This window comes from Halomonas sp. AOP25-F1-15 (assembly GCF_052378675.1).
Lineage (GTDB): Bacteria > Pseudomonadota > Gammaproteobacteria > Pseudomonadales > Halomonadaceae > Vreelandella > Vreelandella casei.
On sequence record NZ_JBQSXV010000004.1, the window covers coordinates 343,019 to 356,442 of the forward strand.

A 13,424-nucleotide genomic window follows, 5' to 3' on the forward strand; every position below is an offset into this window, starting at 1 on the left:
GAATGACAAGCAAGAATCAGTTGCTCTTGACTAAACCGATGGTTTCGATGAGCTCGCGTACCGAGACCTGTTGCTCGTTCATAAAATCGCTGAACGTAAGGGCATCACGCCACTGAATACCAAAACCGCGATCAGTCATCTGTTGGCGCCATTGATCGTCGTTCACGATTTCATGCATAGCGCTTTCAAGCCGCTCGACGATCTCATCAGGTAACCCTTGGGGAGCCACTAGTCCACGCCAGGCTCCCAGCTGCAAGCCTATGTCGGTAGCTTCGGCCAGCGTAGGAACGTCAGGGAAAGCTTCCAGCCTTTCATCACCCATCACTACTAGCGATTTGATGCGCCCCGCCTGTATCAAGGGACTAGCCTCAGGCAGAGAAGAAGGAACAATATCGACACCGCCAGCAGCAAGATCCTGCAATGCAGCGGCAGCCCCTTGACCTGATACAAAACGCACCTTTGATACGTCAACACCGTACTGATCCATCATTGTTGCAACAGCCATGGGCCAGGAGCCCCCGCACCCACCACCGCAGGCAATAACATAATCCTCTGGAGACTGCTGAATATCATCCAAAGCCTGCTCGATATTCTCCCAAGGACTGTCGTCGCGAACCTGGAAGCCAGCCGGATCAAAGTTGAACTGTGCAATAGCAGTAAAGTCTGCTGCATCAAAGTCGGCCTGCCCCATCGCCGCGTAATGGGCGAAATTATAAAGAACCCCCAGCGTATAGCCGTCGGGATCAGCATTTTTGATTGAGGAAAGACCTATTACACCTCCCCCTTGCCCCTGATTAATTACATTGAAGGGTTGGCCGAAATATTCCTGAAGCCTTTCAGCCAACATTCGCCCGGTCTGATCGGTACCGCCGCCAGCACCCGAAGGAACGACAATATTGACAGGTCGTTCCGGCCATTGAGCCAACGCCAGAGAGGGAATAAGGCCAGCAATAAGTAGCGCCGATGCTGTTAGAAAGGTTGTTTTGCGCATAGTCACACTCCTTTGATATATCACGATATATAAAGCTTTTTAAATGCACTATGTCAAAGCAATGAGACTTAAACTTTAGTCTTTGCAGCAAGTTTCAAATGTGAAAAAAACACCCATGAAACGGAACAAGTAATTGATTTAGATAACTATTAATATGATGGAAGTTTATTGAAGAATGGCGGCAAATGCTTCGCGGCAGGAATAATATGTAGAGACCCTATAGCTTCATGGTTATTTTCAGAGAGCGGAAAGTCAGGCGACACTCTGGCGACTAGCTCATAACTCGCGTGTCGCCTAATAGAAAACGGGCAGCCCATGGGCTGCCCGTTTTGCTATGCGCATTAACGTGAAACGATCACTTAATACGATAATACTGCCAGCGTATTTACTCTTCGCCAGCCATCTGCATTTGGCGCTGCAGGTAGTTCTGGATACCCACCTGTTCGATCAATTTCAGCTCAGTTTCGATGTGGTCAATGTGACCTTCTTCATCGGCGAGCAGGTCGCGCAGCATATCGCGGGTAACGTAGTCTTTTACGCTTTCACAGTAGGTGATGGCTTCAATGTAATCGTTGCGGCCATCGTGCTCGATTTTTAGATCGCTTTCGAGCATCTCTTTAACGTTTTCACCAATGTGCAGCTTGCCCAGGTCTTGCAGGTTGGGAATGCCTTCTAGGAATAGGATGCGCTCGATGATCTTGTCAGCGTGCTGCATCTCTTCGATGGATTCTTCGTACTCCCACTTGGCCAGTGCTTTCAGGCCCCAATCTTTGTACATTTTGGAATGCAAAAAATACTGATTAATCGCGACGAGTTCGTTACCAAGCGCCTTGTTGAGATGCTCAAGAACTTTAGTATCACCTTTCATAATGTCACCTTTTCAACGGTAATGCTGATAGTTAAGCCAGTGTTTAAGTGGCCTTTAAATAATGCGATCAAGCAGTTACGTTAGAGAAGGAGTATAGACGCACATAGCTACACTCCCAGCTTTCCTGAGAGTATAGATAAGGTGTTTAAAAGTTCAAGCAAATCATACATTTGCAAACGATAACTCTAACAAGAGTGATTCGCGTCACACGGCGTAAGCAAGTCCCATATCGGCTTCTTGACGCGCTTCTTGTACGGCATCGCGGGTAATAGATTTGGCATAGCACGCGCACTTACCGCACTGCGTTGCGCAGCCGGTTGCTTCGCGTACTTCCCGCCAGCTGCGCGCACCGTCGCTTACCTGCTGACGAATCTGATGATCGGTTACTCCCTTGCACACACAAACGTACATGGTGACACCTCATATAAGCTATGAGATGAATGTAAATGATTCGTATACATCTTATCAAGTAGAAATGACTGCTTTTTGGGAGGCATTCGTCTTAACACACAGCTGCCGCTCGATAACATATTGGCGCCGCGACATTTTTTGCAGGCAATAATTTTCGCCTAATTATTATTTTTCGGCGCAAATTCGACCGCGTTAGCCTTTTGGCAGTACGACGGTTTGCGTTTTAGACACAATATCTGGCCAGCTACGTCGTTGTGGGTCGAACAGCACCCACAGATAGCCTAACCCAAGCGTCAGCAGCGATAGCCACGCAACGCCGCAGCGAATGAGGCACTGCGTCACGCTCAGTGAATAGCCCTCTCGCGTTTGCACACGCAGCCGCCATGCCTGCATTCCCAGAGTCATGCCGCCGCGCGTCCAGGAGAAAACAAAAAACAGGCTGACAAACACGACCAGCATGATTCGCAGGCTCCAAACATCGCAGGCGGTGGCGCCAATGTCTTCAGGCGACTGGCCCAGCATATAGCGGAAAAACATTAGGTGAACCACCGTCACTGCAATCCAGATTGCCGTAACCAAAAAGCCGTCGTAGAGCATGGCGCCTAAGCGGCGGCCTAGGCCTGCTGGCCACGCATCACCCAACTGAGTAAAGCGTCGCGTGCGCATCTTGCTAACCGTTGCGGCGTAAGAAATAGATCCCGACCCCGGCACACACAAGCGTCGGCACTAAGACGGCCCACACGGGTGAGAATCCGAAAATCGTTGATGCAGGCGCCAGTAGGTCTTGCACATATTTAAAGCTGAGGCCGGTAATTACCCCGTAAAACACGCGGGTACCCGCGGCCACGGTGCGCAGCGGGCCAAACACGAACGAGGCCGCAATCAGCACTAATGAGCCCATGGTGAGTGGCATTAGCATTTTCTGCCAAAAATACAGCAGTGCCTGATCATTTTGCAGGCCTTGATCAGCGAGAAACTTCGCGTAGTACCAAAGCTCACTGGGCGCCTGGCTTTCTATATCGCGCAGCAAGCGCTCAAGCTGCGTGGGGGTAAAGGACGTTTCCCACCCCATGCTTGCGGCCTGGTCGGACTCAGTGTGATTATCGAAGATGCGCGTCGTAGAGACGTTTTCCAAACGCCAGGCGCCGTCTTCCCAAAGCGCGCGCTGGGCATAGGTGGCTTCCACTAGCTGCCGGTCATCAAAGCGGTAGCGGGTTAAATCAAGCACCACATCATCAGCACGGATCGCCCCGAAGCGGTAGACGCTGTCGCCCTCAATCTGCCAGCCACTGCGGCTAGTCAGCATCGTGCCTTCGCCCTGAATCTTTTCTAAGCGCCACGCCTCAGCGTGTTGTTCGGTGCGCGGGCTGACGTATTCAGCCACCAGCAACACCACGACGATCACCAGCAGCACAGGCTTCATCACGCCCCACACAATACGTGCGAGGGAGCGCCCAGAGGCGCGCATAACGGTGAGCTCGTTATTAGAGGCCATGCTGCCCAAGCCAATTAACGCGCCAATTAACACTGCCACCGGGGCATATTGATAGAAGCGCCACGGCGTACGCATCAGCAAGTAAAACAGCGCATCAAGGGCAGTATAGCCAGCCTGGACGTCGCCTAAGTTATCGATATAGGCAATCGTAATATCCAAGCCCAACAGCACGAACTGAACCACAACAATAGCCGCCAGCACGTTGCGGGCGATATAGCGGTCCAGGCGGTCAACCATCAGCAGATTCACCATCAGCGCATTCCCTTACGTTGCGAGTGCCACAGCAGCAGCAGGCCCAATCCTAAAAACAGCCCATGTACCGGCCATACACCCAGCGTGGCGGACCACGTTTCACTGCCGATGGCGTCGACCACCGCAAGTAAAAGGCTCAGATACGCGACGTATAAAAATACCGCCGGTAGCAGCTTGCCAAAACGCCCCTGACGGGGATTAACACGGGAAAGCGGCTGCGCCATTAGGGCTAATATAAACACCATTAGCGGGAGCCCTGCACGCCACTGCCACTGTGCCTGTGCACGCGGGCTTGGATCATTCCATAGCGCTGGCGTAGTGGCATACTCCAGGGAATCCAGCGACTGCCGATTACTGTTTAGCCCTAAACGCAGCGTATAGCGATCAAAGGTGAGCCGTTCAGCGCTTTGCTGCCCGGGGGTGACGCCATAGCGCTCGCCTCTATCTAGCACCAGAAAACGGCTGCCCGTATCGATCCGGGTTTCCTGATAGCCAGAGGCGGCACGGGTAATATAGTCGTGGGTATTTTCATCGCCGGGCTGATTCTGCTCGTGCACCAATACATCCTGCATCTCAGTGCCATCACTGGTAAAGCTGCCTATGTACGCGGTGCGGCCGCCACCAAACTCCTGAAAGCGCCCCGGTGCGAGCACAGACACATCCAAACGGCTGCGCTGCTCCTCCAGTACGGTTTCCGTTTGCAGCGCGCCATAGGGTGTCAGCCATAGGCTGCACATGCCTACCAGCACCGCGACAACACTGGCCGGCAGCAGCGTTACTTTCAACAATCGCGTCGGGCTCATACCGCAGGCGACCATGACAGTGATCTCACTGTTCATGTAGAGCTGCCCGTAAGCCAGCAAAATGCCTAGAAAAAACGACAGCGGCAGTATCAGTTCCATAAAGCCAGGCAGGTGAAACATCATCAGGCTGCCTAAAATAGTGACGGGAAAGTCACCCTCCGCCGCATCTGCGAAATAACGGATAAAACGGCTGCCCATGATCACCAACAGCAGAATGCCGGCAACCGCCGCCATGGTGAGTAACACTTCGCGAGTTAAATACCGAAATAAAATCAACGCGCTCTCCGGCTAGTCGTGCAGGATGCCATGCAATACCCGCATGGCTTGGGTACACTAATGAAACTATTCTCACTGCCTTTTCAAATTCAAAAGCAACGAGGCATTATCCCGAATCCCTCGATGCTTGTCTTGTTGGAGACGTCATGGAATTTTCCGTTCAAACTGCTAATCCGGCCAAAACCGAAACCGCCTGTCTCTTAGTGCCGGTTTTTAAAGGTAGTGACCTACTGCCCAGCGTCGCCAAACTGGACGACGCTAGCGAGCGTCTGATCGGCCAATTGATGGAGCGCGGCGACTTTGATGCCTCGCTAGGCAGCGTACTCATGATACCGTTTGCGCCAGGCCTCGGGGCACAGCGGCTGTTATTGGTCGGCTTGGGCGAACGCGAAAAATGCCAGGAAGCGGCCTACATTAAGGCGCTGGATGCCGCCATGGCCGCGCTGGTGAAACTGCCCATTGATGAAGCCAGCGTCATTTTTAATGATATACCTTTAACCGACCGCGACGCGGCCTGGAAAGCTCGTAAAGTATTAGAAGCCGCTGAGCGGGCTATTTATCGCTTCGATCAGTTCAAATCGACGCCTGCGCCAGCCCCCAGTCTTACCAAACTCACACTCGTCATTAGTGACGCCAGCACGCAGCCTATCGTTCAGCAAGGTGCTCTAGTAGGCAACGCAATTGGCCAAGGCATCAACTACACCCGCACGCTAGGTAATCTGCCTGCCAATATCTGCACCCCCAGCTACCTAGCCGAGCAGGCGCAGCAGCTAGGCCGCGAGTCAAACGGTGCGCTGGACGTTGAGATTCTCGATGAAGAGGCGCTCGAAGCACTGGGCGCACGCTCATTACTGTCCGTAGGTCGCGGTAGCAAAGAGCCAACCCGCCTGATCGTAATGAAATATACCGGTGCTGAAAACGCTGAAGACGCGCCCCATGTGCTGGTCGGAAAAGGCATTACCTTCGACACCGGCGGCATTTCGCTCAAGCCTGGTGAAGGCATGGACGAAATGAAATTCGATATGTGCGGCGCCGCCAGCGTCTTCGGGACCGTCAAAGCGGTACTGGCGATTAAGCCAAAGCTCAACCTAGTCTTTATCGTTGCCGCCGCGGAAAACATGCCCGACGGCCATGCCACCAAGCCTGGCGATATTATCAAGACGATGAAAGGCTTGACCGTTGAAGTGCTCAACACTGATGCAGAAGGCCGCTTGGTGCTATGCGATGCGCTGACCTATGCCGAGCGCTTTACGCCGGCAAGCGTGGTGGATATCGCCACCCTCACTGGCGCGGTGATTATTGGCCTGGGCCACCACGCCACCGGTCTGCTTTCCAACAACGACGATTTGGCACTCGACTTATTAGATGCAGGTGAAGCCGCGTGGGACCGCGCGTGGCATTTACCGCTGTGGGACGAGTACCAGGAGCAGCTAGACTCTAACTTTGCCGATCTTGCCAATATTGGCGGTCGTCCAGCGGGCACGATCACCGCAGCGTGCTTTTTGTCACGTTTTGCCGATCACTTCCCCTGGGCACACCTAGATATCGCAGGCACCGCGTGGCATTCCGGCAAGCAAAAAGGCGCAACGGGTCGCCCTGTTGGCCTATTAACCCAGTACTTGCTTGATCGTGAAACCGACACTCAGGTCGAAAATAGTGACGCTTAACGCCTCGTTCATGCGTGAAACGGTTGCCTTTCTGCGCCGCAACCGTTAAACCTGGACATATCAAGCAGCACCGAGCCGAGGCTCGGTGCTGCTGTATCGAATTCACCATCGTATCCAACCGTGCCCAACCCTGGGCGTGGTTCTAGCGGAGACAAATAGCCGTGCCCACTGCAAGCTTTGAAACGGGTTTTGAAACGAGTTTTGAAACTCTGCCATCCAATCAGCCGATGGCAGATGATATTCGTGGCAATATCCTAAGTAACCCAGGTTTTGGCAAGTATTTCACTGACCACATGGCCCACGTTCGCTGGACCCAAGACGCCGACTGGCACGGCCATCAGGTGCGTCCGTATGGCCCGTTGATGCTAGATCCTGCAGCGTCAGTGCTGCACTACGGCCAGGAAATTTTTGAAGGCATTAAAGCCTATCGCCATGCTGACGGTTCGATCTGGACGTTTCGCCCTGAGAAAAACGCCGAGCGTTTTCGCCGCAGCGCGCGTCGTTTGGCACTCCCAGAACTCTCCGATGAAGACTTCATTGGTTCGCTAAAAGCGCTGCTGGCCCAAGATCATGCTTGGGTCCCCACGCCCGCCAGCACCTCCGACGAGTGCAGCCTTTACCTACGCCCCTTTATGATCGCTTCTGAAGCGTTTTTAGGCGTTCGCCCGTCTCAAGAGGTCGATTACTACGTGATCGCTTCACCAGCGGCGGCCTACTTTAAAGGCGGCGTTGCGCCGGTATCGATCTGGCTTTCCTCGAACTACAAGCGCGCGGCCGCAGGCGGCACTGGCTTTGCCAAGTGTGGCGGTAACTACGCGGCGTCCTTAGCTGCGCAGAAAGAAGCTGAAGCTCATCAGTGTGGCCAGGTTGCGTTTCTAGATGCTGCTGAAAACAAGTGGGTTGAAGAGCTGGGTGGTATGAACCTGTTCTTCGTGTTTAAAGATGGCCGTTTGGTAACGCCACGTTTAACCGACACTATTTTGGAAGGCGTGACCCGCAACTCGATACTGACGCTGGCCAAAGAGGAAGGCTTAACGCCAGAAGAGCGCCCGATCAGCATTGATGAGTGGCGCGAAGGCGCGGCGTCGGGTGAGATCATCGAAGTCTTTGCCTGCGGTACCGCCGCAGTGATCACCCCGGTGGGCGAGCTGGTTTCCGAAAACGAGCGTATTCGCCTCAAATCTGCCATTGAAGGCGCTGGTGACAGCAACGAAGTCGCTATGCGCATTCGTAGCAAGCTGCTCGATCTGCAGTATGGCCGTAGTGAAGATACGCACGGCTGGCTAACTAAGCTGGTTTAACGCCGAAGCGCTTCTTCTCGCCGCCGCATTCTTTGCGGCGGCGTCGTTTGGAGCCGCTTACTCTAGACCCGACTTATCTGGAATCGCTATGGCGCGCATTGATTTTTACATCCTGCCCGACACGACCCTAGAAGCCCGTTTGCAGTTTGCCTGTAAGCTCGCCGAGACCATCTGGCGTAAGGGCTATCAGCTGCATTTGCACTGCGAGGACAAAGCGCTCGCTGAGCAGGCCGACAGCGCGCTGTGGAATTTTCGCCCCGATGCCTACCTGCCCCACGCGTTGGAAGGTAGCGAAATGGCCGCCAGCGTGCCCATTACGCTTGGCTGGCAACAGCTTCCGGTACCTGCGCAAGAGACTGCGCTGCTTAACCTGCACCCCGATATTCCCGACGGCGTAGAAAACTACGCGCGGATCGCCGAGATCATCAATCAACACCAACAAGTGCTGGTCGCCAAACGCGCCTGCTGGCAGCGCTATAAAGAGCTCGGCCATGAAGTTGTGCCGCATAAATTGGGGTAATGGCTGAACGGCACCCATAAACACGTGACCCCGCACTTGGCGGGGTCATCAGCAGAACCAGGCAATCTCTGTCAGTACGTCGTCGCCTTAGCCTCCCTGTTGCTGCATCTGCTCCTGCATCTGTTGCATTTGCTCCTGCTGCTGAGCCATGGCCTCATCCAGTTGATCGCGCTGCTCCTGAGTGAAAACGCCTTCGATCTGAGACTGTATGATAATGCTATCCGCGGTCATCTCGGCCGTTAGGTCACCAAGACGCTCTGCATCCGCCCGAATGGCAGCTTCGTCGTAATCAGGCTGAACGTGCTCACTGAGTTGCTGTTGCAACTGCTGGGCTTCCTGCTCATTGGCACCAACGTCGTCTTGCATCTGGGTCAAAAGGTTGCTGAGTTCTTCCTTCTGCCCATCATTCAGATCCACCATTTCGTCGAGTTGGTTAACCTGGTCATCGACACTGGGGGCACCACCACCCATTTGCTGAGCCATAGCGGGCACACTGAACACCAGGGCGGCGACTGCTGGAACGAAAAGTTTAGCTAACTGCATAAAAACTCCAATTGCGTACAAAATGAATTTCCTCCCCGGCACAATCCTGGCGGGTCTTGCGGTACTCTCGCTCTCCGACAATGCTGTTTTCAAAAAATTCGTCGCAATGAAAAATTGTTGATTACCATTAGGGGCCTTGCCGCGCCCGTTACACTATTGGAGACTCAAACGTGCTCACGCGCTACCCCTTGGCCGTTATTGTCATCGCCCAGCTATTTGGCACCTCGCTGTGGTTCAGCGTTAACGGCGTTGGCCTGGCGCTCCAGGAGGCCGTAGGCCTGAGCGAAAGTGATCTGGGCCTATTAACCATCGCCGTTCAAGCCGGCTTTATTACCGGCACCCTACTAATGGCCACCACAGGCTTGGCCGATCGTGTCCGCGCCAGCCACCTGTTTGCGATTTCAGCGGTGCTGGGCGCATTGATCAATGCCGCCTTTATTGGCGTCGCCGAGAGCGTGACGCTCGCCGCAGTGGCGCGCTTTGCCACCGGGCTTTGCCTGGCAGGCATCTATCCGCTCGGCATGAAGCTAGTCGTGAGCTGGACGCCAAGCCATGCTGGGGCGGCGTTAGGCTGGCTAGTCGGCATGCTGACCCTAGGCATTGCGTCCCCACACCTGCTGCGCGGTTTAACGCTGCATCTTCCCTGGCAGTGGCCGCTGCTGCTGGCGTCACTGCTGGCACTGGTCGCCGCACTGATGATTGCTCGCTTGGGCGTTGGCCCTCACCTACCGGCCATCGCCAAAAGCGGCCAGCCGTGGGCGGGGTTAGCAGCGTTCAAACAGTCCCGCTTTCGCGCCGCTGCGCTGGGCTACTTCGGCCACTGCTGGGAGCTGTACGCGCTTTGGGCACTGGTGCCGTTTTTAGTCGCCCGGGAGCTAGAGCGCCTAGGCGCCGCCAGCAGTGCCCAGCCGTGGCTGAGCTTTGCCGTTATTGCCTTGGGGCTACCCGGCTGTGTGCTGGCGGGTAAATGGAGCCGTCATATCGGCAGCGACAGAGTGGCCTGTATCGCATTGGCGGTTTCTGGCGCGCTGTGTTTGATATACCCGCTGCTTGGCAACGCCTCGCCCTGGCTGCTTTTAGCGCTGTTAGGCATATGGGGGATTAGCGTGATTGCCGACTCTGCCCAGTTTTCAGCATTGGCCAGCGCCGCCGCGCCGCCTGAACGTTTAGGGGCGGCGCTGGCGATGATGAATGCCATTGGCTTCGGGATTACTATTCCCTCCATTGCGCTGGTCACCGCACTGTGGTCAAGCCAGTCGCTAGCGGTCATTTGGTGGCTGCTGCCAGGCCCGATTCTTGGACTCATCGCGATGCGCACCCGAAGCACCTGACGAGCCAGCACCTCTCGCGCTATACTTGTGCACATTTTTTGCCAGCCGTGAGCCGACTCCCATGGAAAAGACCTACCAACCCGAGCAGATCGAAACCCGCTGGTACGAACGCTGGGAAGCCGACAACCGTTTCGCCCCTTCCGGTAAGGGCGCGCCTTTTTCGATCATGATCCCCCCGCCTAACGTCACCGGCAGCCTGCACATGGGCCACGCGTTCCAGGACACCATTATGGATACCCTGACGCGCTGGAAGCGGATGCAGGGTAACAACACGCTGTGGCAGGTAGGCACCGACCACGCCGGTATCGCCACGCAAATGCTGGTGGAGCGTAAACTCGCCGCGGAAGAGGGCAAAACCCGCCACGACTTAGGCCGTGATGCGTTTATCGATAAAGTGTGGGAATGGAAGGAAGAGTCAGGCGGGCAGATTACCCGCCAGCTGCGCCGCATGGGCGCAAGCGTAGATTGGAGCCGTGAACGCTTCACCATGGACGACGGTTTCTACACAGCAGTACAAGAAGTATTTGTTCGTCTTCACGAAGAAAAGCTGATTTATCGTGGCAAGCGTTTGGTCAACTGGGACCCGACGCTGCACACCGCCATTTCTGATTTAGAAGTAGAAAACAAAGAGCAGCAAGGCAGCTTCTGGCATTTCCGCTACCCGCTGGCAGACGGTGTGCAAACCGCTGATGGCAAAAACTACGTGGTAGTCGCCACCACCCGTCCTGAAACGCTGCTCGGTGATACCGGTGTAGCCGTGAACCCAGACGACGCCCGCTACGCCTCATTGATCGGCACCTTTATTGAGCTGCCGCTGGTTGGTCGGCGTATTCCGATAGTGGCCGACGAACACGCGGATATAGAAAAAGGCTCGGGCTGCGTCAAGATTACCCCCGCCCACGACTTTAACGATTACGAAGTCGGCAAACGGCATAACCACCTGCTGATTAACGTTTTCTCCAAAGATGCGGCGATCCTTGAACGCGCAGAAATCTTTGACCTGAAGGGTCAGCCTCATCCTGACGAAGATGCCAGCCTGCCTGCCAAGTACGCCGGCCTGGATCGCTTCGAAGCGCGTAAGCAAATCGTTGCGGACATGGATGCACTTGGCCTGCTGGAGCAGGTAGAAGCCGTTAACAACACCCTGCCCCATGGCGATCGCTCAGGTGACGTGATTGAACCGCTGCTCACCGACCAATGGTTTGTGGCAGTGGAATCTCTCGCCAAGCCTGCCATTGAAGCGGTGGAAAACGGCGATATTCAGTTCGTACCCAAGAACTACGAAAACATGTACTTCGCCTGGATGCGCGACCTGCAAGACTGGTGTATCTCCCGCCAGCTGTGGTGGGGACACCGCATTCCAGCGTGGTACGACACCGAAGGCAATATCTACGTTGGCCGCAGCGAAGAAGAAGCACGTGAGAAGCACGGCCTTGGTGCCGACGTGACGCTTACCCAAGACGAAGACGTGCTCGACACCTGGTTTAGCTCGGGCCTGTGGACCTTCGGCACTCTCGGCTGGCCAGAACAAACGCCAGAGCTTGAGACGTTTCATCCTTCCAGCGTGCTGGTCACCGGCTTTGACATCATCTTCTTCTGGGTTGCTCGGATGATCATGATGACCCTGAAGTTCACCAAGCAGGTGCCGTTCAAAACGGTGTATGTGCACGGTCTAGTGCGTGATGGTCAGGGTCAGAAAATGTCCAAATCCAAGGGCAACGTACTCGATCCCATCGATTTGATCGACGGCATCACCTTGGATGAACTGCTCGACAAACGCACCGGCAATATGATGCAGCCGAAGCAGGCGAAGGCCATTGCCAAGGCAACTAAGGACGAATTTAAAGACGGCATCGAAGCTCACGGCACCGATGCGCTGCGTTTTACCTTCCTCTCCCAAGCCACCACAGGGCGCGATATCAAGTTTGATATGAACCGCTTGGATGGCTACCGCAATTTCTGCAATAAGCTGTGGAACGCCTCGCGCTATGTGCTGATGAATGCCGAAGGCGAAGATTGCGGGATAGACGGCAGTGACGTTAAGCTCTCTCTGGCTGACCGATGGATTATTTCGCAGCTGCAGAAGGTTGAGTCTCATGTCACTAAAGCGATGGATGAATATCGTTTCGACCACGCCTCACAAGCGCTGTATGAATTTGTCTGGAACGAGTACTGCGACTGGTATCTGGAGCTTTCCAAACCGGTGATGTGGGACGAAAATGCCACTGCAGAAGCGAAAAGAGGCACCCGCCGCACGCTGGTGCGCGTACTCGAAACGATTCTGCGCCTCGCCCACCCGATGATGCCCTATATCACCGAAGAGATTTGGCAGCGCGTCGCGCCGCTGGCGGGCGTGTTTATGGGTGAAGGTGCTTCGATCATGCTGCAGTCTTGGCCGGAAACCGACGCAAGCAAAATTGACGATCAGGCAAGCCTGGATATCGAGTGGCTGAAAGGCGTCATCATTGCCGTGCGTAATATCCGCGCCGAGATGAACATCTCCCCCGGTAAACTACTCGACGTGATGCTCACCAAAGGCAAGCCCGAGGACATCGAACGTCTGGAAAGCAACCGTCACTTCCTGTCTAAACTCGCCAAGTTGGAAAGCGTTAGCTGGCTTGAAAACCCCAACGACGCACCGCTTTGCGCCACGCAGCTTGTGGGTGATATGGAAGTGCTGGTACCGATGGCAGACTTAATCGATAAAGATACCGAGCTGGCCCGCCTAGCCAAAGAGATCGAAAAGCAGGATAAATTCATCGACGGCATCGAGAAAAAGCTCGGCAACGACGGCTTTATCGCGAAGGCGCCGGTTGCCGTGGTCGACAAAGAGCGCTGCAAACTCGCGGAATTCCAAGCCACCAAGCAGTTGTTGGAAGAGCAAAAGGTGAAGATCGAGGCGTTGTAAGGCTATTCGGGCGCGCTGAAAACGCTAAGCCTAGTATTGAAAACGGCGCGCCCTCTTT

Annotated in this window: 12 protein-coding genes; 5 read left to right on the forward strand and 7 right to left on the reverse strand. The window is 54.8% G+C overall.

Going from position 1 to position 13,424, the window contains the following annotated elements; genetic code table 11:
• Positions 1-16: 16 nt before the first annotated feature.
• From ACT3TF_RS09920 to lptF, 6 genes are all read right to left on the reverse strand, one after another.
• Positions 17-991: a Bug family tripartite tricarboxylate transporter substrate binding protein gene (locus ACT3TF_RS09920; RefSeq protein ID WP_444672150.1), complete on the reverse strand. Its 975-nt coding sequence runs from the start codon at positions 989-991 to the stop codon at positions 17-19.
• A gap of 385 nt (positions 992-1,376) precedes the next feature.
• Positions 1,377-1,859, reverse strand: a complete 483-nt coding sequence (bfr, locus tag ACT3TF_RS09925) for a bacterioferritin (RefSeq protein WP_096282134.1) — start codon at positions 1,857-1,859, stop codon at positions 1,377-1,379.
• 204 nt (positions 1,860-2,063) lie between these two features.
• Entirely contained in the window at positions 2,064-2,270 is a 207-nt protein-coding gene (locus tag ACT3TF_RS09930) for a (2Fe-2S)-binding protein (RefSeq protein WP_096282135.1), read from the reverse strand.
• A gap of 192 nt (positions 2,271-2,462) precedes the next feature.
• Positions 2,463-2,936 (reverse strand): RDD family protein, encoded by a 474-nt coding sequence (locus tag ACT3TF_RS09935; protein ID WP_096282136.1) that lies wholly within the window; start codon positions 2,934-2,936, stop codon positions 2,463-2,465.
• Positions 2,937-2,940: 4 nt separating this feature from the next.
• The gene (gene lptG / locus ACT3TF_RS09940; RefSeq protein WP_096282437.1) at positions 2,941-4,005 is read right to left on the reverse strand and encodes an LPS export ABC transporter permease LptG; all 1,065 of its coding nucleotides are present in this window, start codon (positions 4,003-4,005) and stop codon (positions 2,941-2,943) included.
• Between the two features lie 11 nt (positions 4,006-4,016).
• Complete coding sequence (gene lptF, locus ACT3TF_RS09945; protein ID WP_096282137.1) at positions 4,017-5,096, reverse strand: LPS export ABC transporter permease LptF; 1,080 nt, start codon at positions 5,094-5,096, stop codon at positions 4,017-4,019.
• Positions 5,097-5,242: 146 nt separating this feature from the next.
• Between lptF and ACT3TF_RS09950 the strand changes: the two genes are divergently transcribed.
• The 3 genes from ACT3TF_RS09950 (at position 5,243) to ACT3TF_RS09960 (ending at position 8,584) form a co-directional block, all read left to right on the forward strand.
• A complete protein-coding gene (locus ACT3TF_RS09950; RefSeq protein ID WP_444672151.1) occupies positions 5,243-6,763 on the forward strand; it encodes a leucyl aminopeptidase in 1,521 nt (506 codons plus the stop codon).
• Between the two features lie 161 nt (positions 6,764-6,924).
• Positions 6,925-8,064: a branched-chain amino acid aminotransferase gene (locus ACT3TF_RS09955; RefSeq protein WP_096282139.1), complete on the forward strand. Its 1,140-nt coding sequence runs from the start codon at positions 6,925-6,927 to the stop codon at positions 8,062-8,064.
• Positions 8,065-8,152: 88 nt separating this feature from the next.
• Positions 8,153-8,584, forward strand: a complete 432-nt coding sequence (locus ACT3TF_RS09960; RefSeq protein WP_096282140.1) for a DNA polymerase III subunit chi — start codon at positions 8,153-8,155, stop codon at positions 8,582-8,584.
• An 87-nt stretch (positions 8,585-8,671) separates the two neighbouring features.
• Here ACT3TF_RS09960 and ACT3TF_RS09965 read toward each other — a convergent pair whose 3' ends face one another.
• Positions 8,672-9,127 (reverse strand): Spy/CpxP family protein refolding chaperone, encoded by a 456-nt coding sequence (locus ACT3TF_RS09965; RefSeq protein ID WP_096282141.1) that lies wholly within the window; start codon positions 9,125-9,127, stop codon positions 8,672-8,674.
• Between the two features lie 170 nt (positions 9,128-9,297).
• Here ACT3TF_RS09965 and ACT3TF_RS09970 point away from each other — a divergent pair, with 170 nt between their 5' ends.
• Together ACT3TF_RS09970 and ACT3TF_RS09975 are read left to right on the forward strand one after the other, a co-directional pair.
• Complete coding sequence (locus tag ACT3TF_RS09970; protein ID WP_096282142.1) at positions 9,298-10,458, forward strand: MFS transporter; 1,161 nt, start codon at positions 9,298-9,300, stop codon at positions 10,456-10,458.
• 61 nt (positions 10,459-10,519) lie between these two features.
• Entirely contained in the window at positions 10,520-13,366 is a 2,847-nt protein-coding gene (locus ACT3TF_RS09975; RefSeq protein WP_444672153.1) for a valine--tRNA ligase, read from the forward strand.
• Positions 13,367-13,424 lie beyond the last annotated feature (58 nt).